Source organism: Nocardia donostiensis (assembly GCF_002081715.1).
GTDB classification, from domain to species: Bacteria; Actinomycetota; Actinomycetes; order Mycobacteriales; family Mycobacteriaceae; genus Nocardia; species Nocardia donostiensis.
This window is the reverse complement of record NZ_MUKP01000024.1, coordinates 11,633-37,743: the sequence shown is the minus strand read 5'-3', so window position 1 is coordinate 37,743 and position 26,111 is coordinate 11,633. Positions and strand designations below refer to the sequence as shown.

Below are 26,111 nucleotides of genomic sequence, written 5' to 3'. Positions count from 1 at the left end.
TCCGGTGTCGGCCCCGGGTCCCCATGGCTGGCAACAGTCGGTTGTGTGTGCGGTACCTGCTGTGCAACCGTTCTTCCAGGACTGCCTGCGAATCAGCAGGTTGGGGATTCGGGGAGATTGCTGTGAATTCTGCATGGACCGGGTGGCATACCGAAACCGTGGCGATCCGAGTGAGTCGGTCGTCGGCTGTCGGTAACACGTAGCATGACCGGGGAGGACTGCGGTTCCGCAGGGCCGACCGATGAGATCGTACGGGGATTGCCGGAATACGCCCCGGCCGGATGGCATCGGCTGGTGGCGTGGTTTGCGGTGACCACCGTGTCCGAATCGGCGGTACTGATGGTCGACGACGGCACACAGCAGGTCCGGTGTGCCGTATCGGAGGACGTGTGGGATGCGGTGCGGCGGCACCGGCAGGAGTCGGCGACCTCCGACGACGGGCCATGGTGGCGATTGATGGTGCGGTTGGACACCGACGGTGTCGAGACCGCCTGTGATTACGGTGCGGAACCCTTTCCAGGGGAGCAACTGTTCGCGCCGGAGGCATATCTCGCCGATCTGGAACGGTATCCGCGCACGCGACTGCCGGCGTGGCTGGCGGCCTATATCGGGCGCGGTAGCCGGTCGGCGCGGACACCACAGCAGGCCGCCGCAGCCGCGCGCGCCGACAGCGAAGCGGGCGTGCGGCCCGCGGTGGCCGACGGCGAACTGCCGGACCTCCGGGTGCTGTGGGCGCGTTGGGCGGTGCTGGCGGCGGCATTCCTGGCGGCCGGATCGGAGCTGGGGCCGCGGATCGGCCCGTCGGTCGGGGTATTCGAAGGTGAGTCACGCAGTGGATCGACACTGACCGTGCTGCCCGGCGACCGGGCCGTGCTGTCGGGTGGGGTGTGGGATGCGCCCGTTCTCGACGCGGTCTACAACGCAGGCGCCGGGATGCCGGAATTCTTCGCGGGTGCACCGAGCTGGGTTGCCGACCCGGTACTCAACCCCCGGATCGCCACCGGCATGCTGACGTTCTGCTATTGGTGGCAGGACGGCCGGTGGTACCGCGGCGAATCCGAGCCGATGGCACGGTGTGCACCGGCGGTCCCGGCCGTATGGACGGTCGATACCGTGGCCGGCGTCGTCGCCGACCTGTTGGGAGAGGGTGCGAATGTCACCGCGGCCGCGGAGTTGGTTCGTGCGGCGCAGGGACATTCGGTGACCCGAGCGGCGGTCGAGCGGGCGTTCGGGCACGCCGGGATCGATATCGAGGGTGCTCTGTTCCAGTTCACGGTCGCGGGGCTGGTCGCTGATGGTGGCGCTGGGGGCCTGCGGTTGCCGCGTGATATCCCGTCGCACGGGGGGAACGGGTCTTCCTCGGGGGACGAGACCGCCGGGCTCCCGTGGGTGGACCGGATCGCCGAGTCCGGTGGTGCCGTTTCGGTAGCGGATGCCCGCCATGGCGAAGGGAGTGGGAACGGACGTCGGAGCGGGGCCGTTCCGAAGGGCCGCGAGGACGGGACTGCTCGGGCCGAGAGGGTTGCCCGGGAGGGTGCCGCCACCGGGGTAGGCGAGACCGGCACCGCCCTGGGCATCCGAGGTGAGGGGATCTCCGAGAGTGCGGCGATCGACCTGGTGCGGGCGCATATTCGGGAGCAGGGCTACGAGACGACCGGATATCCGCTGTCGACATTGCGGGCCGATCGAGTGGGTACGGTCTGGGTGGTGCATTCGCCGGTGCCCGCGGAGGAGATTGCCTTGGACCGCGCCGTCTTCTATGTCGCTGCGGACGGCGAGGTGGAACGCTCGACCTCCTCGGTTCCGTGGTCGGAGTACGTGGCGGGTGTGGAGCAGCGGTTGCGGCGGCGCAGGGACGGCAGGGACCACGGGCGGCGCCGTGGCAGATGAGCTCCAGGTCGATCCCGACGCCCTGCGACAGCAGGCTGCCGAACTGGCCGAGCTTGCCGACGATGTGGGGAGTTCCTATGCCCGCCTGCGGGAGTCGCTGGCGCGGTTCGATGGATGCTGGGGCGACGACTTCCTCGGCGAGACCTTCGCGAAGGATTTCAAACCTTCCGCCGAACAGCTGCTCACCGGTATGCAGGCGATGGGGAAAGGCCTCCACGATACGGCTTCGGCTATGCGCGGGGCAGGCGATGATTTCGGAGGTCAGGATCTGCAGGCCGGCCGAGAAATAGCGAGGGCATCGGAGGAGACCTACGGCTCGCCGGGGTATACGTCAGGAGCCCAGCCGCCCACGGTCACCACGCCTGTCGAGCCGCGGGTCCCGGTGGATGCGGCACCGAGCGCCCGCAACAATCCGGGGGCGATGGTGGAGACCCCATCGCAGCACAAGAATTCGGAAGGCCCTGCCTCGGGACCGTCGAACAGTGCGCAGCCGCCGAACAGTTCCACCGGGTCGCCGAACCAGCGTGGCGGCCCGGCGCCGTCGGACACTCCGGAGCGCCGCACCTCCCCGCAGCCACCGGCCGTCGCACGAAATACCGACAACCCGCGCATAACGACGGCCGGTCCCGGTGTGAGAGCGGTGGGCACGAGCCCCTCCGCCGTACCGGGTATGGCGCCTGGCGGGTCCAGGGGCGCGCGGGTGAGTGTCGGAGCGCGGGAAACTCCCTGGACCAGACCTCCGTCGGCGCATGCGGGCGCGCCGACAGGTTCGGCGCCACCCTCGCCGAGGTCTGCACAGCCGCGACCGAACGATCGGCGCAGGGGGGAAGACAAGCCCGCCGAGAAACCGCGTCGATCACCGCTGTTCGCCTGGCTGGCTCGCATGCTCGCACAGCGGCACGGCGTGGAGGTCAACGGCTTCGACCTGCCCGATCTGTGGGAGCAGCCGGTGCGCGATTTCGCGGCGGCCGTCGACCGGATACTCACCGATTACCCGATGATCGGTCTGGACGTCGTCGCGGTGGCCGACCTGGACGACGCCGGAACCGTGCGGTGGCGCCGCGAAACGCGGAAGTCGGAAGTCGTGCGGTCGATCACCCTGGACCGGCAGATCGCCTGTGAAGTGAGCGACGACGCAACGAATTACGATACAGACGAATATGTTTCGCGTATCTATGCCGATACCGTGGGCCAGCTCGGTCTGGCGTTGGACAGCGCAGGCGGGGGAGTCGCGAGCCGGACCGCACGACACACGCTGATCGCCGAGTACATGCGCGAAGTCGCCGGCCACTACACCACACTCGCCGAGCTGGTGCGGGGGTATCGGCGGTGGAGTGCCGATTTGACCGGCAGCCCCACCGGATTCGACTCCGAACGAGCGTTGTCTACGGCGTTCGCCGAGGTGGTGGCGCGGGGCGCAGAGGCGAGTGCGCCGGCGCGGACGCTGCACGCGCTGTTGGTGGACGCGGCGCCGCAACAGGACTAGGTGACGAAGGTGGAGCAGGTGGCGGCGCCCGGTCCGGTGGACGAGCTACGGGCGATCTTCGAGAGTTTGCCGGGCGCCATCCCACAGTGGGTTCAGTGGGTGGCGTTCGGGGGTGACTTGCCGCGCGCCGATGTGTCGCAGATGCGGGCGATGGCGGCACAGTTGCGAGCCGGGGGCGAAGACCTGGACGAACACATCGTGAGTGTGAAAAGGCTTATCGCGCAGCATGTTTCGGTGGGCCGATTCGGTGACGGTGTCCGGGGCTCATTGCGTCAGCTGGAGGAGGGCGGGGGCAAGCTGCGTGAGCAGGCCGCGGCGTTGGCCGATCAGGCCGACGCGGCCGCCAACGAGGCGGAGAAGACGCTGTGTGTGATGTTGGCGTTCGGTGTCGAGTTGGGTTTCCGTGTCCTCCGAATACTGTGGACGGCCGCGGCGTCGGGTCCGGCGGGGCAGCTGGCGGCGGTGTCGGCGGCAGAAGCGGTATTGGTCGGCGGTCGGGCGCGTGTGGAGGCGTTGCGCGCGCTGTTGAAACAGGCCTACCAGCGTATCGCCGTGCAGACGGCGGCGCAGGTTCCGTCGGTGAGTCCATCGCAGTTCGCGGTGACGGTGGCACGGGCGGCGGCGTTGCCGGCGGGCGTGGATGCCGGGGTACAGGCTGCGCAGGTGTGGGCCGGGTATCGCAATTTTGCGGTGATGGGTGCGGATGGATCGAATCCGACCGGTATCGACCTGACGGCCATCGGGGTCGCCGCGGCGGCGGGTGCCGCCGGTGCGGGTGGGGGTATGGCCGCGGCTCGGTTCGGCCCCGCGGTTCTCCCGGCGATGCAGTCGAGTCCGCTGCTGGCCGGATTGGTGCACGGTACGACGGGTGCGGTGTTCGGCATGGGGGCCGCGACGTTGATCACGGGATGGCCGCAGCATATCGATCAGATCGTGGCCCCGTTGCTCAACGGTGGGTTCGCCGGTGCGGTGTATGGGCGGGCGGGGGCGATATCGGATACGTCGACCGGGTCTCGCGGCGTGGATGGCAGCGGGGGCTTCATTCCTCCCGACACCGGCGCCCTTGCCGAGACCGTCCCGGAGCGGGTTGGGGCGCCGCGTCGGTCGCTGGAGGTCTCCCCGGAGGCGCGGCAGGGTTGGGAGACTGCGCGTGCGGCCTGGAGCCCGGGTACCGATCCGGTATCGGCGGATACCCCGACCCTGGTGCTCGCGGGATCCGCGGACCGGGCGGAAGGCGTAGGAACAGAACCGGTTCCGACGTTGTCGGCCGGTGCGCAGGTGTCGGCTGAATCTGCCGGTGCGCCGGATGCCAGTGCGCAAGGCTCGACCGGACCGGCCGGTGGTTCCGACTCGGCGAGTGCCGGTGGCGCAGAGACCGCTACCGGGATGGCAGGCGGGGACGGGGCGACGGATGGTGTGCCGGTATCGCAGGAGGCGTCGGCGGCCGGGTCGCAGAGTGGTGCGGAAAAGCCCGATCCTTCAGTGGGTTCCGCTGCCAGTGCGCCGGGTGGCTCGGACGGGGCTGCCGATTGGGCGGCGCCGGGTCGTGCGGAACCGGTCGCGGCTGCGCGCGGTGACGGTGGCGATCCTGCGGATTCCGCCGCGGCGGGTGAGGGCGCGCGACGGGAGGGTCCGGCGCGAGCGGAGGAGCCGGGCGACGATTCCCCCGCGCTCGGTGATTCGTCGGCTGATCCGGCCGTCGAGTCCGGAACCACCGATTGGAGTGGACGGCAATCGTCCACGGTCGATGTGCCCAGACGAGCCGGGAGCCACGAAACCCCAGCCGACACTGGAGGTGTTCCGGAAACACCCGCTGCTGGGGAACATGGAGATCCGAACTCCGTCGCGAGCGGAGACTCGGTAAGGCACGACGCAGCCGCAGCGCCGGAACAGAACAGTGGAACACAGGATGCTGCAGGTGGATACGGTCCGTCGGCAGCTGGTGTAGGCGAATCCGGTCTGGCGCCGGATCCGGCTGTTCGGGGCGACGGTAGCGGAATAACTACGACTGCAAGGGGTTACGATCCACCAGCGGATCTGGGTGCCCCGGCCACAGGGCGGGACTCGACCGCCGGTTCCGGCGACAGTGGTGTCACCACGACCGCTCCGGGCGCGCCGAGGTCATCGGAAATCGGTGTGCGCGGCCCTGGTGCTGAATCGAGTGTGGCGGCGGGGAGTTCCCGTGAGGGATCCCCCGCACGGACCGGCAGCGCCGACCACGGGCGTGACGCATCCGCCGCGTCCCGGCGGCCGTCCCGTGGGGACGACCGCTCACCGGCCGGGCAGCTCGCTCGGACCGCCGAACGGGATGGCGCCGGGGAGTCCGGTTCCACAACGCCGGGCCGGAGCGTCTCGGTCGATGAGCCCGCCGGAGGGTTCCGCCCCCCGCACGTCGATCCGGTGGCCCTCCGCAGCGAGGGCGAAAGACCCTCTGCTGCCGGCGAACACGAGAATTCCACCGCGGCGCGTCAACGCGACAGCGTTGGCGCGGAGGCGACCGAGGGGGACCCGCGCAGCACGGGCGCCGACGCCTCGGCGGACCGGAGTGCGGAGTCCGGTGAATCCGGTCAGCGGACGTCGGATGCCGAGGCGGCTCCCTCGGGGCGTACAGATGCCGCCCCCTCGGCGCGGCCGGATCCGGAAGCCCTGGCGCACGAGGTGTTGGCGGACTTCTATGGCCGCTCGGCGGAGGGGATCCCGGAACACCTGCGGTTGCAGAACCTGTCGGACGAGGCATTGCAGGCGGGACTCTTCCACCCGGACGAGCGGGAATCGCTGATCGCGACGATGGAGATCATCCGTCGTCAGACCGTCAGCGAGGACGTGCCGGGCGGCATGGTGTTGCGGGTGCCGCAGCTAGAGGGTCTGTTCCGGATGGAGCACCAACCGGTGCAGATGTTGCCCGGGCAGGGCAAGACGCTGATGTTCATGGCGGCCACGATGCGTCAGGCGGTCGGCGCGTATGCCGGGCATCCGGGGGCCGGCGACGGATCGGTGCTGTTGGTGACAACCACCGATGGTTTGGCGTACCGGGAATTCGTCGAGTATCGGCGAGTGATGCAGCCCTACGGGATCGATGTGCTGCGTGCGGATCAGCAGACCGGGTTCGGCGATATCCAGCCGGGGCGTCCGACGATCGTGGTGGCGACCGGGGAAACGGTCGGACATCTGTGCAATGCCGGGCACACACCGCCGCGCAGTGTGGTGATCGATGAAATGGACGGCATCGTCGACCGCGGCCTGCAGACGTTCATCCGGTCCGATCGCGCTGCCGAGGCGGCATCGGACGCGACGCGGGAAGAGGTGATCGCCGCCGACACATTCCTGCAGGAGGCGCTCACAGCGCAGAAGCTGTCGTATGCGGACTTCGGCTTGAAGCGGTTGACCGAAACCTACGATGTGCAAGGACCGTCCGGAACGTTCGAGACCGCGGTCAAGCACTGGCACGAGGGTAAGGCGACGTTGACGCCGGAGGGCCGAGCCCGGATCGCCGAGATCCCGGGCGGGGACCGCTGGTTGCAGGGTATGGGGTTGTCGCGGTTGGAGATGGCCGCGGCGGCGGAGTTCACCACCCACAACAAGACGCATTATGTGATCAGTAACGGCAAGATCGTGATCATCGGCCAGACCGAGCACGGCCTGCAGTACAACCCGAAGACCTCGAGCGAAACCCGGTGGAGCGCCGAAGACGGTAGAGCCAGCCTGGCGCAGGCCGTGGAAGCCAAGGAACTACGCCTTGCCGAGAAGAACGGACAGACTGCCGACGAGCACCGGATCGTGGTGCGCGCCGATGCCGGCACCGATGCCCAGACAACTGCCGCCGAGATCTACCGTACCGGGGGCAAGTTCTTCGACCGGGTCACCGGCGCCTCGGGCACCCTGTCCGACCTCGGCGATGTGCTGAACACCGTGTACGGGTTGGAGACACCGCACGAGGTCGCGCCCTACAACCCTTCGAAGCTGATCCAGGGCGTACCCGATGTGCACGAGAACACCCACGCCAAGCTGACCGCTATCGCGGAATACGCCCACGGGATACGGGAAAATACGGGCCGCTTCCAGTTGGTGTTGTGTGACCGCAACGACCTGGTCGACAAGCAAGTGACCGCCATGGTGAAGGCCGGGATACCGCGGGAGGCGATCGAGGCCGTCGACGCCGACCGGATCACCGGCTGGGATCGGGACTGGCTCGACGGTACGACTGCTATCGACTCGGAAACCCAGCTACAGAATATTTTCGACGCCGCCGGCGAGCGAGGCAAGATCCTCGTGATCAACCGGCAGGGCCAGCGCGGTGTCGATATCTCGGTCTCCGACGATGTCCTCGCTCGCGGCGGTATGCACGTCTGGTTGACCGAGGTTCCCGAACAGTCCTACATCTACGACCAGGCCACCAACCGCACTGCCCGCAACGGCCAGCCCGGCACCGCGCAGGCACTCATGTCGCCGCAGGACACGCTCATCCGTAATGCCCTGCACCTGCGCGGGGTCCGCGAGGCGGTAGTCACCTACGAACAGGCCGTCAAGGCAGTCGACGCCGACGACACCCCCCAGGCACGCTCGGCAGTTACCCAGGCCCGCGAAGGACTCACCGATCTCGTTTCGGGCCTGCAACACCGTGCCCACGTCCGCTCCACCGCCGAATTCCTGTATCACAACACAGGGATGAGCAAGGAGGAGGCGGAGCTCCATGCCCGGAGCCACAATCCGGGCAGTAACGACCAGCTCGACGATCCGGCCGATCGGAACGCCCGGCTGGCCGGATTGCTTGGTATCTCCACCGCGCAGCTCACCACAGCCCTCGGTGCCGACCTGCTCGATATCGACGACACCGTCTCGATCCGCACCGAGGAATCCCACGACGGCCACACCCGCGCGCCCGAAACCGATACGAACGACACGCGCAGCAACCAGTCCCGCATCCTCGACCCCACCGATATCCGCAGTGACCCGTCTCGCGAAGCCGATGCGCCCGCCGACCGTCGAGACCCGGCACACGACGTCGACGGTGCCAGGCCCGACCGAGCCCATGACTCCGAATCCGGCGCCGCCCACACCGGGGTGCCCCGCAACCCACTGCCCGGGATATCGCCTGCCGCGATGGAAGCACTGCGGCAACAGGTCGACGCCACCGCTCCCGGACAGACCGCGCGCTACGCGCTGCTCACCAATGAAGAGGCGCTGGACCACCTCTTGCCCAGACGCGACCGACTCGCCGCCGAACTCGGCTGGGATGCCGAGACAATCGAAGGGGCCGAAGGACTGCGCCACATCGGCCGGGCGGCCGACACCGCCCGGCACGAGTTCCTCCAGGCATTGGAATCCGCAGCCGGGCACCGGGCGGGCACCGATCCCAACCACGATGACATATCCCCTGCCCTGTCCGAGGTCACCACCGCCACTGCCCGAGAAAAACTGGGCGAAGCGATAGTTCACCACCTGTCGGGTGCCGCGAACAATCGCCGGTCCGACACCGACCCGACCGCGGACAGCGCCATCGTCGACGCGGCGGTGACTGCGGCAGCTTCGCACTACCTGGCCACCGCGGCCCTGCTCGACCTGATCACCGAGATACACCGCAGCAGCCCGAACAGCTGCGTGAACAATGGCGTCACCGCCATGCGCGTGCTGTGCCCGGAGAACGCCGACAAGTTCACTATGCCGCCCGGCGGGCCGCCCCTGGAGGGCCACAACTGGGATACCGTCAAGGCGTCGTTCCGCAATCAGGTGCCCACCGCCCACCGCTCACTCGACGCAGCCAAGACCACACTCGAACAACTGCCGGGCGGCGTCCAGGTTCTCGTCTACAAGTGGAAGAACAACACGACGAAAGCCACCACCGACCCCGACGCCCCGGAAGGGGAGTCCAGCGCCGCCGAGAAGGGCAGGGACGCCGAGAAGAAGGACATCAGCGACGCCGACAACCACCTGGTCCTGCTGGTCAACAAGAGCGACGACCCCAACCGTCCGGAGTTGGTGGTGATCGATCTCTCGGCCTCCCGCAGCGGCGACTATGCCCAGGACATCGGTCCTGAAGACCTCGCCGGCCGCGAGACTCTCCTGGACAAGGCCGTCTCATTCGAGGAATGGCAGCGCGAACAACAGAAGTTCATCGACCGAGTGCCCGAGTCGCAGCGCCTGTTCCACACCATCGATTTCGACAGGGCCGGCAATACGCCGCCCGATAGAGGCCCCCGTGGTGAACCGGCTCGGGAAAGGACGGCCGAGCCGGCACCAGACGTCGACGAAGTGCGACAAGTGTTCTATGGCCCGGACAATCGGCCGACCGGCGACGAAATACCCGACAGCCCAGCAGGTATCGACCTGGCGGGGATGAACTCCGCCGTCCCGCCGAACACCTCCGCCGCCGACCGTCGACCCGAACCCGCCTTCACGGGCAGCCGGCCTCACGACTTCGACATGAGCCCTGACGCCGCCGACAGGGGCGCCGACCCTCCCACCAATGATCGGGTCGGGAGCAGCCCCTCGGAGTCCGGAAACGGATCAGCGGCCGCGAACACAAACCGCGCGGACAATAGGCCGGAGTGGGTCTCTATTCCCGACCCGCCGTACCCGAAAACCATCAAGATAGCTCGCCAAGAGCTGGATCGCGAATTGCGGAAAAAATTCGGCGATCGTGAACTCACGGCCATGGAGCGCGAAGAGATCAGCGCGAAGCGATTGCCGGGCATACAACAGTATGCGCACGTCGACAGGAATATCGAACGACTGGCGACCGCTCTCGGTATGCGGTCCAGCAAATTGCGCGAAACGATGCGCGCCGAACTGCGGGCCGCACTGGCGGATAAGCCGGTGGCAATCCGAATGGATGCCGAGAGTTTGATCTCGATGCTCAACGACGGCGTCTACCGGCCAGCCTACCCGCCCGACACAGAGCGGACTCGGTTCGAGGAACAGTGGCTCATGGAAAAACCCACGTACGGCTATGTGGCCGTCGATGGAATCCGGCCGTCCGGGCCAGCCGGGCTGGATATGCTGACCACCGAGTACGGTCTCGAACAGGTGATCCTCAAACCAGGGATCCGTAGCTTCACCAGCATCACTCGTGGCGATTTCGAAATAAACAAAACTACCAGCCTTCCGTCCCCGCTCGTCAACCCGCTCGAGTGGTCGTTCGGTGCCGTCCCCGGTCCTGAATACAACAACCGCGGTGCGGTCCGTATCGACCGGAACTCCAGCTATTTCCAGGCTCAGATACTCCGGCAGGTTACCGTCGACGATATTGCTGAGATCGTGCTGCACAAGGAGCCTTCGCCACGGTTACTCGAGGCCCTCGACCGACGTGGCATCGCCTGTCGGGTGCTGAACAACAGCACGGTTGCCGAGTACGGTGATGCCGCCGAGCGTGCCGCCGCGCTCACTCGGGTCGACGACCACCTCGCGGTATTGCGCACTCGTGCTCGTAATCTCGGGAGCTCGTACACGTATGCCGACCGGGATGCGCAGCTGCTCGGCGAATCGGTGCAATTGCAGCGGTCTTTGGCGACCAGCCCGAGGCGCCTGACCGAAGGCAGGGCGTCGGAACCGGTGTGGTCCGGAGAGGAGTCGACCGGCAACGCCGATCATGCGGTGCCGGAAGCGGTGCGGTTGGCCGGTCGCAATGCCGAGCTCATCGACGTCTGGGTTGCCGATGCGGTGCGCGACGGCCTGGTCGAGTCGGGTACCGAGGCCGAGATCGTGCAGCGGGTGGCCGAAGCGGTTCTTTCCCGGGTACTGGATGACACCCGTGAGCATGTCGACGTCGTCGCGGCGGCGGCCGGCGCGCTCGGCGGTGTGGTCGATATCGACCGCGCAGTCCCGGTGATCAATCGGATGGTTGTGGTCACCCTGATGCGGGCACGGTATGCGGACGATCACACCGTGAGCGCGAGTGCCCGTGCGCGGACGACGGTCGGTGCCGTCATCCAGAATCTTCCCGAGTTGGTGAAAGATGTTGTCCCAGAAGAAAGAACGCGGGATAGTGGCGCACGATCCAGCGACGTGGCCGATCCGAGGATCAGGGCTGATATTACCAGGCAGGCTTACCAAGCCGTCGCGGAAGCGCTCGGCGAAGGTCGAGTGTCGCCAGGGGTCGAGGCCAACGCGGTGCGTGCGTTCGCGGAGACAGTTGTATCCCGGCTGGAGGGCATCCGTCTTGCGGCGGAAGTCACCGATCTTGCTGTCCGAGCCGGCGATATCGCCGGCGGAGTCGCGGTGTGCGAGGCGGTAGTCGGTGGTATCGCCGCCGTCGGGAGTGCCGATACCGACGGCCGTGTGGTTGTTGCGGTGATCGCGGAGAACCAGCTGGATCGTTCGAAGCCGTTGTCCGAGGACGATATTGCGGCGATCGTCGATCGCACGGCCGGTGACATCGTGTCCCGAGTCGCCACGTCGGATTTCCGTCGTGCTTCCGATATAGGCCGAGTTGTTGCCGAAACTGTGGCCGACGCCGGGGTGGCGGCTGGTGGCCGGGACGGTGTGGCCGCACGGGTAGCCGAGGCGGTTCGTGCCCGAGTGGCCGGTGCCGACGATAACCCGAACCCCGACCTCGCCACCGTTTCGGCCATGACGAACGCCTTTGCCGCCGCGGTAGCGCGGGTGGACGGTGCCACGAGTGTTGTCGTCGCGCGCGTGGCCGCCGAGGTTTTCGCCCGCCTGTCGAAGGTGAAAGAGTTTGTTCCGGGCGACGCCGCTGAAATCGTGGCGGCTGTGATCGACGCCGTCAGCCTGTGGCCGGAACACGGGAAAGTCGCGCGCGACGAAGCGCGTGCCGACGACGGGGACTTCCCCGGTAGCTTGATCGGCGCGCGGCCCGATACGTCGGTCACCGGGCAGGACGGAGCGCAGGGTCGTATCGGTAGCCGCCCCTCGGAGCCCTGGGATGATTCAGCGGCCGCGCCCACGCACTCCGCGGTCGGCGCGTTCGATAGCACCGGGTACTCGACCGGCCGCGGAATATCGGAACAGGAGCTATCCGCCGAGGAGTCGGGCGGGAATGCCGACCAGGCAGTGCCGAAGGCAGCTCGGTTGGCCGGCCGCAACGCCGAGTTCATCGCCCTTCGGGTTGCCCATGCGGTGCGCGACGGCCGAGTCGAGTCGGAGACCGAGGCCGAGATCGTGCAGCGGGTCGCCGAAGCGATTCTGTCTCGGACAGTGGGTGACACCCGTGATCATGTCGAAGCTGCCGCGGCGGCGGCCACAGCGGTCGGGAGTGTGGTCGACGCTGACAGCGCAGTCGTGGTGATCGATCGGATAGTCGCGGAAATCCTCGGACGGTCGGGGAACGTGTTCCCGGATGACGGCGACATCATGATGTCCGCGCTGGCGCGCGAGATAGTCGACGTCGTCATCCGCAAGGTTCCGGACATCGTGAACGGTGTTGTCCCAGAAGGGGGAACCTACGACAGCGACGTGCGATCCGGGGTCGATATCGATCCGGAGCTCGGGGGTGATATTGCCAGGCAGGCTTATGCGGCTGTCGATGCCGCGCTCGTCGACGGCCAGGTGTTGCCCGGCCCCGAGGCCGAGATCGTGCGGGCGATCGCGGAGGAAGTTGTCTCCCGATTGGAGGGCTTGCGTATTGCCGCTGAGGCCGGCGATGTCGCCGTCGGGGTGGCACTGTCCGAGGCGGTGATCGGCGGTATCGCCGCCGCGGGAAGAGCCGATGCCAGCGCCCGAGTGGCCGTCGCCGCGATCGCGGCGCGCCAGGTGTATCGATCAGATCCGTTGTCCGAGAGACATATTGAAGCCATTGCCGACAGGGCCGCCGCGGATATCGTATCCCGAGCGTCCGCGTTGGGTTCCGCTCCGGCCTACGATGACGTAGGCCGAGTTATTGCCGAAACCATGGCCGACGCCGGGGTGGCAGCAGGTGGCCGGGACGGTGTGGTCGCCCGGGTAGCCGATGCGGTACGTGCTCGGGTGGCCGAGACGGTCGGTACCGACGATAGTCCGCATACCGATGCCGCCGTCGTTTCGGCGATGACAGATGTCTTTGCCGATGCGGTAGCGCGAGTGGGCGACGCCGCCGGTGTGGTCGTCGCGCGGATGGCCGCCGAAATCTTCACCCGTCTGTCGATGCGGGACACGTATACCAGCGGCTCCGCCTCTGCCGGAACCGTCGCGGACGCCGTTGTCGATGCCATCGGTCGGGGGCCGTCGCGCTGGGTTGCCGACCGGGTCGAAGTACGCGCCGATGACGACGATTTCCCAGGCGGTCTCATCGGCGCGCGGCCCGAGGATGCCATGGGTGACGACGTCGCGGAAGACGTGCGGGCTTCGGGGCTGCAGGAAGGCGCCGACGGACCGGGCGCCCAGCGGGCCGACCGGGAGAACATCGATCCCGATGTACGGGATGACGGTGAACTCATCGCCGCCGTCCGTACGGGTGATCGGCACGCCGGTTCGGTGCGCCGGTCCGATACCGCGGAGCCCGACCACGCCGGCGAAGCCCCGAATGAAACGAGTTCCCATGACAGTGGATACGACCCGATCGGCCGCATAGGCAGCCGCCCGGACGATCCTCGACCCGGTGATCGGGACGAGACGGTTGCCGGGGCCGGCCTGATCGGGACGAGCCCCGCTCCCACCATCGCCCAACCCGGTTGGCGGGTGTGGCGCCTGCGGCACGAGGTCGCGCTGGCGCGGGAGTTGTATCACCGACCGGAAAGCCGGCGGGCCGCGGTGGCGATGCTCGATCGCCTGCGCGCGGTGCTCACGGCGCTGCATCCCGCGGCGACGGCCGAGCAGATCGACGCTGCGTTCTACGCGCCGGAGAACACCAGCGCCGGTGGGATGGTGCGGCGATCGGTGCCACTGGACGAGCTGCGCGCCGAGGGAAACCTGCGGGAACTGATGTCGGCGGTGTACAACGCCATGCTGCGTAGCGGCGAGCTTCCCGAGAACCCGGCCTCGACAACGCTGGACGATGGTGTGGCCGCCCTACTGAACCGGACAGGCTGGGAGCGGGAGGCGGCGGATCTGGGGCTCGATGTCGCGGCGCTGGGTCAGGTGCGGGAGTGGATCGTCGAGCGCAACCCGCAGGGGGAGGTCGGGAAACGGGATCTCCGCGACGTGCGCAATACCGTGCGCTATCCCGAAGACCGCACGATCGCGGACGAACGCACCCGCAGCAGTGCCGACGAGCGCCAGCGCGATCTGCGGGAGCAGGTGCGGCGGGGACTCACCGTGCAGGATTGGGCCGTATTGGGAATGCCGTTGTCGCTGCGGGAGGTGGAGGCGATTCCCGGGCCGCTGGTGAAGCTGCGGATATCCCGGCTCGACCCGCACCGGGTATTGCCACGTGGCGTGCGGGGGCGAGTGGATGTGGATGCGCTGGAGAGCCGGCTCCAGGCAGTGGACCGGATCCTGCAGCGAAAACACCCCGTTCGCTTCATCCTTCCGTTGTACGAGTACGAGGAAAACGGCCGCCGAAAACGGGACCGCGCGGGGAATGCCGTGGTGTCCGACCTGCTGGTTTACCGGGACGTCGGGGAGGTCGAGCCGGAGGCTGCGCTGGCGCTGGATCCGAACAGGTTCGCGGTCCCGCTGCCGTGGGGACCCGGTGTGGCGCGGGTAGACCTCGACAGGGAAGGCCCGTGGTTCGGTGAGCGCGCACTCGAACAGGGTTATCCGCTGCTGGCGGGGCTTTCGGGAACCTCGGCACGGTTCGCCTCCCGGTTCTCATGGCTGCGACCGGAGGTCTCCGATACCGATTTCGCCGGGGCGATACTGGCTTTTCTGTCGCCGCAGCATCATTCGCTGTACGAGCAGGTTCGAGGGATGCAGATGTCCGGTCTGCACATCGTGGACGAGGAGATCCTGCGGGCCCCCACCAACGCTGTGGCCGAGCTGTATCAGGCGGTATTCGATAGGTTCGACATCCCCGTACCGGACGGATCTGCGCGCGTCGCGCCGTTTTCCGCGCGTACGTCCGGTATTCGCATCGGTAGCCGTCCGGACGACAATGCGGCCGTCGATCGTGCCGCGGTCGAGCCGGCGGCCGGATCCCGGCCGGGAGATATCAAGCACCCGAGAAGCGTGGTGCGGGCGGCTCTCGGTGATCCGGTGCAGGTGAACAGGATCGCCGCCCTGGTCGCTGACCTGCCGGAGCAGCAGCGAGCGGGCGTGGCGGAATGGCTCGAAGAACACGGAGGAGTCGTCCTCGCCGGTATCACGGCACCGAAGAAGGTGACTGGGGCCTCTGCCAACTCGACGACAGTCGGTCTCGGGAAGCTCGCGCACCGGCTCGTGCGGGAGTTCCCCGAGCTCGCGGTGGTCGGCCGCGACTCCTCGCCCCGCGGGGTGCTCGAGTCCATGCTCAGCAATGACCCCGCGTGGGAAGCTCGAATCGAAGAGGCTCTCGACTCCTTCCGTGACGACGGAAGGTGGAAGCCGCGGTTCGAGAACTTCGAAAAAGTGGTTCTCGAGGGGTACACGGCAAGCGAGTGGGCCGAGGTGAAGGGGCACGCGCGGCAGGTTGTCGCGCGGTCGGTGCAGACGGCGGCGGACCAGGTGCTGCGGGCGCTGTCGGGCGAAGCTCTGACCGAGCGGGAACAGGCCGCTCTGGTGCGGCGGCCACGCCTGTACTACGAATACTTCGATCGGGACGGGTCACGGACCGGGCACGGGGATCCGGACACCGCCGCGGCTCTGAAGATCGTCGAAGAGGTTCGCCGAACCCAACGCGCGCAACTGAGTGTCGCGATCCGCCGGATCGACGACTCCACAGCGCGCAATGCTGCGCTGCTCGGGCTGCTCCGGTCGAAATCTCCCCGACGGATCGCCAAGGAACTCGGCACCGACGAGGGCGATGCCCGCGCAATACTGGCGGCCACGGCGCGCTCGCTCGCCCGACAGTTGCGGTCCTCCATCGATGTGGGTGACGAAGCATCGACTGGCCCGATCGACCGAGGCCAGGCGGAAGGCTCGCGTGAGGGTGGGCCCGGCCGGATCGGCAGCCGTCCGCACGAGGACGAGACATCGGCCGACAGGATCTCGGATGCCATGGGGTCGCCCCCGCATTTCGGTGCCCCGGAGCGTCCGCAACCAAACATCGGCGATTCCGGGATGTCTGGGATTGTCAGCAGCAGGCTCTCGGAGAGCCCGGTCCCCAGGGCTCCTCGCCGCCATCCGATGGATGAATACCACGACCCGCAGATCATCCGGCGTTATGACAACGACTACGGCCTGACCCGCCGGGTCGGCGAGGACGGCAGGCCACTTGCACCGGAAGGAATCTTCGCCTCGGTCGATGTCGACGGCATCCTGCGTATGCAGGTGAAGGCGAGTGAACGCACGCCTCGTGGATTCGCAATGGTCGCGCAGATGGAGGCCGAGATCGGTCATCTCGTTACCGGAATCCAGGACTACTGGACCGACGTCTACGACGGTCTGACCAGCAATATCGACCGGTTCAACACACTACTGCGCGAGAACCCCGAACTGTCGCCGGAGGACGCGGCGGCCCGCACCTTCACCGGCCGGATGGCCGCCCGCCGCGGGTTCACCGATATCCGCTGCGATCATTTCGACGGCGACCGTGGCTATCACCACAACGTGATCGTGACATTCACCCGGCCCGGAAACGCGAGCGATGCCGGCGTTACGCCGGGATTCCAGCCCGGAACACCCGATTCCATCGGGTCCCGACCGCATTTCGAGTTGGAACCGGACAAGACTGCGACCGACGGCACCGCCGGGGCCCAGTCGGCCTCGCCTCCGCCGATCCATGCCGACGAACTTTCCCCGGAATTGGCCGGACACGGCGTGATAGTCGGGTTCGCCGCGGCGGCAAGGGGTTTGGGCATGCCGGCGCCGGCGGTGCCCGATGTGGTCGAACTGTCGGTCCCGCAGTGGCTGTACCGAAAACTGGCGGCGGAGGGCTGGTCTGCGGTGCATGTGCAGCACCGGCGACCTGCCGGGGCCGGTCCGGTCGCCACGGCGGCGCTCACCCGTGGACGTCTGCGGGTATCGGTGGGGTGGGACGGTGCCGTATCGCATGCCGATCTGGTGGAACGCTCGTGGAAATCGGACACGGACGGGCTACGTTTCGCGGGGCTGCCCGATGTCTACGCCTGGGCTCAGGAACGCAACCGGCCGGAGGATGTAATCGCGGGGGATTGGATCAAGGACCGATTGCTGGGCCCCGATCTCCCGCCGCTGCCCGAGCGGATCATCGAACGCGAGATCGGTGAGGTCACCGAGGCGCTCTACACGAGGTGGCCGCAGGGTCGCCTCGACGAGCTCGATGTCGATGTTCCGGAGATTCGGCGTGGGATCCGGCTCGCGGCCGAGGGGCTGTTCGTCAATCGGACGTTGTACGGTGATCCGGATATCGGTCGTGCCAACCAGATCTACGACGACGCCTTCGAATTGCGCGAATACGGTGTGGGGGCGTTCTGCCACAACGGTATGGATATCGCCGCGGACCTGGGTCTTCTCGTGGAAAACTGTCTGCTCCAGGGCGCCGAACCTCGCGAGATCGTGTTGGCGGTCGCCGCGGACGCCTGGAGCGATGTCGTCTACGGCGGCGGCCGGCGTAGCGACAACCCCGACAACTACGACGAGCTGCGATCGGCGCGGTTGGTACACGACCGCGCCCTGGTGCACGGCTTGTCGTCGGTCACCGCCCGAATTCTCGGTTTCGCCGTCAACGCCACGGGGTTCGATGAGAGAACCAAGACCCAGATGATCGCCTCACCGGAGGCGGTCGCCGAATCGACAGAGCAGTGGGACTTGTCACCCGAGGAGTTCGCTCAGGCGATGCGTATCGGCCGGTGGGTTACCGCGGCGGACTTGCAGACGTTGTCGGAGCCCGAGGCCCTGGTGCAGAGCATCGAGTTGGCGCTAGAGGATCTGATGTCGCGACGGTTCAGCTCGACGCGCGTATTCGGCCGGGTGCTGAACGAATGGGGTGAGCGGGTCAGCACAGTGGAGGAGGCGTTGCGGGCGGCGGATCGTTTCGGTCGTCTGTTCCCCGAAGGCGACCACGTCATGGTGCGCCAGGCCTTCCTCGACCGGCTGCGCGGCACGGTCGGGTTCCTGGATCCCGATACCGGATACCGGGCCCCGGAGGGGTGGTTGCTGGGTAACCGCGCTATGCGGCGTGAGCACGCGGCGATGTTACGAGATATCACGGCCCGGCTGGCCGGCGACTCGACCTATACGCTGCTGGACGCCTATCGAGACGCGCAGGCACATGCCTCCGCCATGCGGGAAAAGTACAGTGGTTTCGGCTGGGAGTTGGTGGTCCGTCCGAATATCGAAGGGTGGGATTCGACCGATATCGCTGCGGACGTGGCGGATCGGTTGCCTGATTCCGTCCCGTCGGAGCTGGCCCCCGACCTCCTCGACGCGATTCCCCGTATCGGTGACCTCGCCCGGTCGAGTGTCGATTCCGATCCTGCGCTGGTGGTGTCTTCGGTCCATGACAGTCGCGGGTATCCACGGCTGGTCGGCCAGCTGTCCTATATCCGGCGGCCCGATCCGTATCCCGGCGCGCCGGTATCGCTCGATCTGCTGCGGCGACGGGTCCCGGATGTGAACTGTCGGATCACCCGGTCGGAACCCCTGTCGAATGGCCGGGTCCGCGAGAGTATCGAGTTCGATTTCATGAGTCGGCCTGGCGGGTCGGCCGATCGCCCTGTACCTGCCGACCCGGCGGCCGAGGGCTTCGACTCACGACACCGGCCCGGGGATTCGGAGACTTCACCGGAGGACCGCATCGGCAGCACCCCGGACGACGAGCAGTCTGCGGTCCCCCACGAACCCTCTGCGGCAGCAGGGCGCCCCGCCGGTGACCTCGACCTGATCGGATCTGTCGATGCGCGGTCCGGGCTACCCAGCTACGTGCCACCCGATGCGGATCACCGCGCGCGAGCCGAGGATATTCTGCGGTCCCACTGGGGTCGTGGCGCCACGGCGGAGGACCTGGCCTTCGAGTGGCAGGAGTACCGCACCGAACAAGCCGCGTCCCTGGCCGCGGACGACTGCGCGGTGCACGCCGCCCAGAACGCGCGTCGAATACCCGACCTCGATGTCGACGAGCTGCGGACGCTGGTGCGGGTCTGGCCCGAATATGTCGGCAAGGCGGGCGGATTCCCGCGTGAGGTCCGCGACCAGGCGAATCGGTGGGCGCTGGCCAGGGCGATCCATGAGCTCGAGGTGAAGGCTGGTACCGCCCTCGAGGACGCGGCCGCGATCGACCACCTGTCCGGACCAGAGAAAGCCCTGCGGAAGTATCTGCTGAACTCCCGAGACCTGTTGATCCGGGCCGTTCATCGGGCGGTGACGGTGGATACGCCGGGTGTGCCGGAGCCTACCGTTCTGCTCGAGTGGTTCGACACCGGATCTCCGGGCGCCGAATCTGCCATCGTGTCCTTGGGTAGTGCGCAGCCGGTAGCCGAGGCGTGGCATGTGGACGGTTCGGCGAATGATCTGCGTCGTCTGGATCAGCGCATGCAGTTGGCGTGCAACCATTACGAGGTGGCGGCCCGGGGAAATCCGGACCGCCCGGTGCGGGTGGTGATGTGGTCGGGCACTGACGGTCACCGTTTGTCAGCGGATATGGCGGCGCTGTATACGGCACCGGGTTCGGGGGCGCGTATCGAACGGCAGCTGCTCGTTCACGGTAGAGGTGGCGGCGAGGTGGCGAAGGCGGCGCTCGCGCGCGAGTCCGTCACGCAGGCGCTGGATGCGGTGATCGTTTGCGACGAGCGGAATATCGACGCCTTGGGTGCCGCACTGGCGGATCTCGGGCCGCAGACCGAGCTGTACTACGGGGTCACCTCCCGCGCAGGCGAACCCGCCTCGGCCGTGCGACTTCCGGGCCGGCAGTTCTCGAGCCGGTTCCCGGCCGCGGATTTCGCTTTCCGGACGGCATTCGTGCGGAGGATGAATCTCCGTGTGGCGGGGTACGAGAAAGCGCCATTCGACCTCGGCAAGCCCATCGACGACGAATTTCTCCTGTACATCGACGACCGCACCAAAGTAGGCACGGAATCACTGGACAATGTGGGCCGTATCCTGGCCGGCCGGACGGACCGGTTACGGCTCTTCGACGGGTCGAACGGCGTCGTTCGCTTCAGCGAGTACCTGCCCGGAGCCGGCATCGGTCCGGTATCGCCGCACGACCATGCCCTGCCGCGGGATCAGGAGACGGGCCGGCCGGCGCCCGTGGTGAACGCTACGGTTCGGGAGGTCGCTCGTACGGCCCTCGCGCCGCGCGGCGGCCCGGAAGCTCTGCTGCATCGAGAACTTCCGGACGACTTCACCCGAGCCCACCGGCTCGCCGCGGCCAATCGGCAGTGGTGGGATGAGTTGTCGACGAACCAGCAGCGCGCTGTGGTCGCGGCCTACCCAGAGATTCTCAGTAGAGCCCCGGGCATCCCCTCCGAGGTCGCAACCTATGCGGACGAGTATTACCGCCGCACCGTCTATGCCGAGATCTACCGAGAAGTTTCCGCGAAGGGCATCAGCAGGGTAAGCCGGGCGGACGTGTTCCGGAACCTCGTCGCCATCGACGAGGCGCTGACCCGATCGGTGACAGTACATCGCGATATTCCCCGGCCGATCGTGTCGACAATGGGCGTGGACCCGAACGCGTTCGGCGGCAACGGTGCGGGAACTTTCTTCATCGGCAACTCCCGGGTCGAGGATGCCGAGCACATCGTGTGGTACGTGGACGGGGTGAACACCAGCCTCCAGTCGGCGCCGACCCGGCTGGCATCCGCCCGCAACCTGTACGAGGAACTGGTGCGGGCCGATCCGTCCACGAAGGTCGTGGTGGCGTGCTGGATCGGCTATGAGGCACCGGCGAACAACAAGGAGCAGTTGGCGGCCACGGCGACCCTGGCCGAGGCCGGTGGCCGGCTGTTCGCGCGCGACGTCCTCGCGCTGCGCGCGGTAACCAATGCGCGGATGTCGAAACTCGGATACAGCTACGGGTCCCTGGTGGTGTCGACGCCGCCGGTGGTGTCGGCGCTTCCGGTCCTGATCGGCCGGCCCGGCTACGCCTTCGAGCACAGCATTGTCGGCGCATCTCCGGGGCGCGGCACCCGCTACGACAGCGCCACCGACACCAGCTCCCGATACCGGTGGTCAGGGGCGCAGTCGAGCGATCCGATCAGCGCCCTCGGCGCGGATGCCGCCGGGATGAACGGACGGCTTCTCGGTTCAGGGCCGCTCGGCCACGGCCTCGACCCGACTGTCGATCGGAATGTCGTCCGGCTGCCGAGTGAACGCGGTTTCCCATTCACGCTCGACCCCTACCCCGGACACGGTTTCGACCTGGATTATGCGCTGGCAAGTGCCGCACAACCCACCGAATTCCTGCACTACGTCGCGCTGATTCTCGTCGGGCGGGGCGACGAAGTGCCTCGGGAGGCGCACCGCCGCATCATCGAGGTCCCCTCGTGGACTCACAGCATCGTCGCGAAGGTGGACGACCCGGCCGCCGATCGGCGCGCGATGCAACTCGATCCAGCGCTCGCCCCTCCGGGCCGCCTGCCGTTACAGGTTGGACCCGCCGGTGAAACCTCCGCTCGTGCCGACGGCCGGCAGGAGCCCGGGACAACGCTCGACCGCGCCGAAGGTTTCTCCGAGAGGCCGCTAATCACAGCGCAATTCGCGGTCAACGGTCCGCAACACGCTCGGCGGTCGTTGACGAACGCTCTCGGCCTGGGCGTGGATTCGGTCGCCGTCACCCTCGGATCCGATCGGGACATCACCGAATTCCGTGACCTTTGCCGCGCCCTGGCCGTGTTCAACGACGCAGCAGAACAAGACGTTTCGGTGACCGCGACGGTGAAAGCGGGCCCGAAATGGTCCGACGAGGAGGTCCGGGCGAGAGTCGGCGAAATCGGCGACACCCTGGCGGAACACGGTGTGCCGGGGGAACTGCAGGCGGTTGACCTCCGGGTGCTGGCCGCTGCCGAGGATCTTGCCCTGGGCTACGGCCGGGTGGCGGAACTCAATTCGCTGACCGTGGCGGGCCGCGGTCTGCGTGGTGTTGTCGGCTGGATGGCCCGCTCGATATATCCCGGCGCCAAGGATATCGACGCACTGCTCACCGAGGCCGGGCAGTCGGGAGCGACCGCGGTCGCTGTTCCCTACCAACTCCTCTCCGAAGACTTGGTCCAGAGGGCCGGCGCCATGGGCATGCAGGTCGCAGTCTGGAACGTCACCACAATCGACCGGATGCGTAACGCGATCCGGCTGGGCACCCAGGAAATCCGCGCGGAAGCCGATCACCTCGCGCTGTTGCGGGCCGCGGTTGCCGAGAGCGGATTACGGACACCCGAATCACCGGATGCCCCTACATTTTTGCTCGAAGGGCTGATCGGTAGCAGCCCGGACGACAGCGGACCCGACACCACGGAACAACAGGACTCGGCGCCGCACCGCGCCGGGCCCGACGAACGTGAGCCGGCGGCCGGGCCGGGGGTGCACTCGCCGGAGAATTCCGACTCTCCGGAAACCGGTCGGAGCCCCGCGGATTCGGAGCAGTCGAACCCGGCCGTGACTGGCGAGGCCGGCCGACCGCAGTTCCGAGTGGAGTCGACCGAGACGGTGTATTCGGGGCCCACATTCGACATGCTGCAGAGTCATGTCCGGATGCCGGACGGTAAGGTGCTGCCGCGCGATGTGATCGACGTGCCGGCAACGGTAGCGGTGGTCCCGGTCGACCGGCAGGGCCGCGCGCTGTTGACCAGACGATTCCGCCCAGCGGTAGGCGCCGCGGTGCTCGAACTGCCGACGGGGGTGCTCCCGGTCGATACGGATCCGCTGCAGGCGGCCGAACAAATCCTGGCCGCGAACGGGTTACGTGCCGGTGGGGCATGGTCGCTGGCGACAGATATGGTGCGCAGCGGTGGCCTGTCGAATGCCGTCACCCGCGTCCTGGTGGCTCGGGAGGTCGAAGACCTCGACGATGCCCAGCAGGCACCGAACCTGTTCCGGATGCCGCTCGAGGAGGCGATCGCCGAGGTTGTCGGTGGCGACACCGTGGATTCCGCGGCGGCGGTCGGCGTGCTGGCCGCGGCCGCTGAAACATTCGGTGATATCGCCTTGCGGCCCGCCGCCGACCCGCCGCGGCGGCCACTACGCGCGGCACGCAATGCGCCGCCCTCGGATCTCGTGGGCCGATATGGTGCGCAGCCGCTGACCCCTGTTGGCGGCGAGATCACGATGTACCGCAGCCCGGCGAACGAGGTGCGCCGGGTCCGATTCGAGACGCCGGACGGGGGCGTGGTCGAGCAGGATATGGTGACTCGCCGCTCCGCGGTCATGGTGTTGCCGTGGGACGAGCGTACCGATGAGGTCGTCCTGGTCCGCCAATACCGTCCGGCGCTGGATCGCTGGGTCCTGCAATTGCCTGCGGGCACGTTGGACAAATCCGGCGAGGATCCGCTGGCCGGCGTCCGACGGGAATTGGCCGAGGAGGCCGGTATCGCCGCGCGGGAATGGGGAGAGCTGGTGAACGAGACACCGCTTCCCTGGATCAGTAGCGAGCGTCGGCGAATCTACTTGGCTCGCGACCTGTCCGCGGTCTCCCGTCCGGATTCGGGCGAATCCGATGAAATCGGCATGGGGCAGGTGCGCCTGTCGGCAGCGGAGGCGCTCGATCTTGCGCTGCGCGGCGAAATCGATAATGGCGCGGCAGTTTTCGCGCTCCTGTCGCTGGTCGCCGTGAAGTCCGGGCGGCTCCGGCCTCGGCCGGTCGGGGCGACGAGTCCGAGCGAGCGTGACGACAGGTCGAACGGCCTGGATTCTCGTGTCGGCGGCGATACAACCGGCGGTTCGCGCATCGGTTCCCGACCGAGCGACGACGGGAGGTCGGCGGCCGAGGGACAGGTCACGGGCACATCTGCGCCGCCGTCGTCGTCGGCAGAGCTGATCGATGCCACCGCAGGACACCAGCGTCCAGAGAACATCGACCTCGAGCCGGTTGCGGAAACGGCAGCACACAGCGGGCGATCGTCGCACCGGCGGCCGACGCCGGAATCGGCCGAGCGTGGTGCGGCGGAGGAACCCAGTCGAGATATGCCTGCCGAAATGGGGTCGACACCGTGGTCGGCCCAGCCGCGGTTCGACACGGCAGAGCCGAGGGAATCGGGCGACACGGCCGTCCACGATGGGCCCGCCGAACACGCCGGGTCTCGGCGGCAATCAACGAACGAGCACATTGCGATCGGTGACAGGAATACGCATTTTTCGGCGGTCCGTGCGGGAGCCGGCCCGTTCGGCCGCACACCTTTCCCGTCGCCGTGGCTGGTGATGAACAGTCAGGACCCCAACAAGCGCGCAAGGATTCAAATCTATTCGCTGTGGCAAGCGCGTGTAGCCAACCGCGGATGGGCGAAGCTGGTGAGCCGATGGGATTCGGCGAACTCGTCCGACGAACGCCGCAGGAGATTGTACGAGCTGTACTGGTGGATTTCGCACAAGCGCTATCAGTGGGCACTCCGGTCCGACGCGTTGAAGGCCGAGCCGGGCGAGCAAGATATGCACCCGTCCGTGCTCCGCGCTCGCCTGAAAGGCTACGACTATAAGCGCGTACCGCCAGATAAATTCCGGTCGCGGCACTTGTCCGATCACCCTGGCATCGATACCTTCGGCGCCAAACACCGGGAGAAGGACGGGTCTCGGTGGGACGATGATGCCCAACTATGGCGGGGCGGGAAAGAAACCCCTGCCTTCGAAACCTTCCGCGCAATCGGGGAGATAATCCGCAGCCGTTTCGACAACGATGCTCCGGATGCTGATGTGCTGCAGAACATCATCGAGCTGTACGACGGGACCCTGGAACACGGAAACACTCTGTATCGGGGGCGGGCCGCGGAAGAGGTGAACACCGCACGGCAGGGATATGACCGAGGCCGCGTCGACCCCTTCGACCCCGGCGCCGAGAAGTTCATCACCGTGACGGCACATCCGGAAAATCAACGCCGGATCTTCGAGTCGGCGATCGCCGAGATGGATACCGCACTGAGTTCACCCGCCGACCGATCAGCGGAGGCTGCCCGGCATTACGCCAATGCGATCTACATGCTGTTCCAAGCACCATTGATCATGCGTGGCAGCGACACGGTGATCAGAACCTTCGCATCGATCGCTGGTCTGCTCTTGTTCGGGGAGCCCCCGATCCTCCCGCACGACGTCGACGTGCAGGCTTACTCGCGGAGCCAATCGAACTTCGTCCGATGGCTCACCGACTTCCTCTCGACCTCGGCCAGCTCGCCGTCCGGCGAGCGTCGCCGGGTGGACCTCAGCTACGACACCGACGGCGAGCTGCTGCCTGTCGGCCCACCCGTCTACCCGCCGTTCCCGCTCGACGACATCGAACCTCCCCCGATTCCCGTGGGCACCGGAGAGCGCCCTCGTGAGCCCTGGGAACTCGACGAGTCCGATTCGCCCCGCGGTCGAGGTCGCGGCAGGGAGCACGGTACCGATGAGCACCAGCAGACAGATACACGAGGTTTCGGGCGCGAATCTGGCGCAGCGGGCAGCCCACCGCTACCGATCTCGGGTAGCGGCAACACCGAGCCATCCAGCGGGAAGGCAACGCCTTGGTCGCGCAAGAACACGCAACTGGCTGAGCAACCCGAGGCCACCGATCGCTAGGAAGTGTCCTCAAAGCTTGCGCGGTCGAGGTGCCGGTTCGATTCGATGTGTGGTCGTGACGCGTAGGTATGAGTTGACCGAGGAACGGTGGCGCTCGATCGAGCCGTTGTTG

At 67.3% G+C, this 26,111-nt stretch carries 3 protein-coding genes; all 3 read left to right on the top strand.

The annotated features are described in order from the left end of the window. Positions 1-204 precede the first annotated feature (204 nt). The 3 genes from B0T44_RS27190 to B0T44_RS16625 are packed head-to-tail and all read left to right on the top strand — an operon-like array spanning position 205 to position 25,999. Positions 205-1,890, top strand: coding sequence for a hypothetical protein (locus B0T44_RS27190; protein WP_077116751.1), 1,686 nt, complete (start codon positions 205-207; stop codon positions 1,888-1,890). Next, a complete protein-coding gene (locus B0T44_RS16630; protein WP_175648008.1) occupies positions 1,880-3,376 on the top strand; it encodes a WXG100 family type VII secretion target in 1,497 nt (498 codons plus the stop codon). The genes B0T44_RS27190 and B0T44_RS16630 overlap by 11 nt, the downstream gene beginning before the upstream one ends. After that, positions 3,377-25,999 carry an NUDIX domain-containing protein gene (locus B0T44_RS16625; RefSeq protein ID WP_077116749.1) on the top strand — a complete coding sequence of 7,541 codons (22,623 nt, stop codon included), beginning with the start codon at positions 3,377-3,379 and terminating at the stop codon, positions 25,997-25,999. It abuts the gene before it with no gap. Positions 26,000-26,111: the final 112 nt, after the last annotated feature.

Excerpts from the sequence above, each read along its gene's own strand:
- B0T44_RS27190 (WP_077116751.1), top strand. The coding sequence starts at position 205 with ATGACCGGGGAGGACTGCGGTTCCGCAGGGCCGACCGATGAGATCGTA.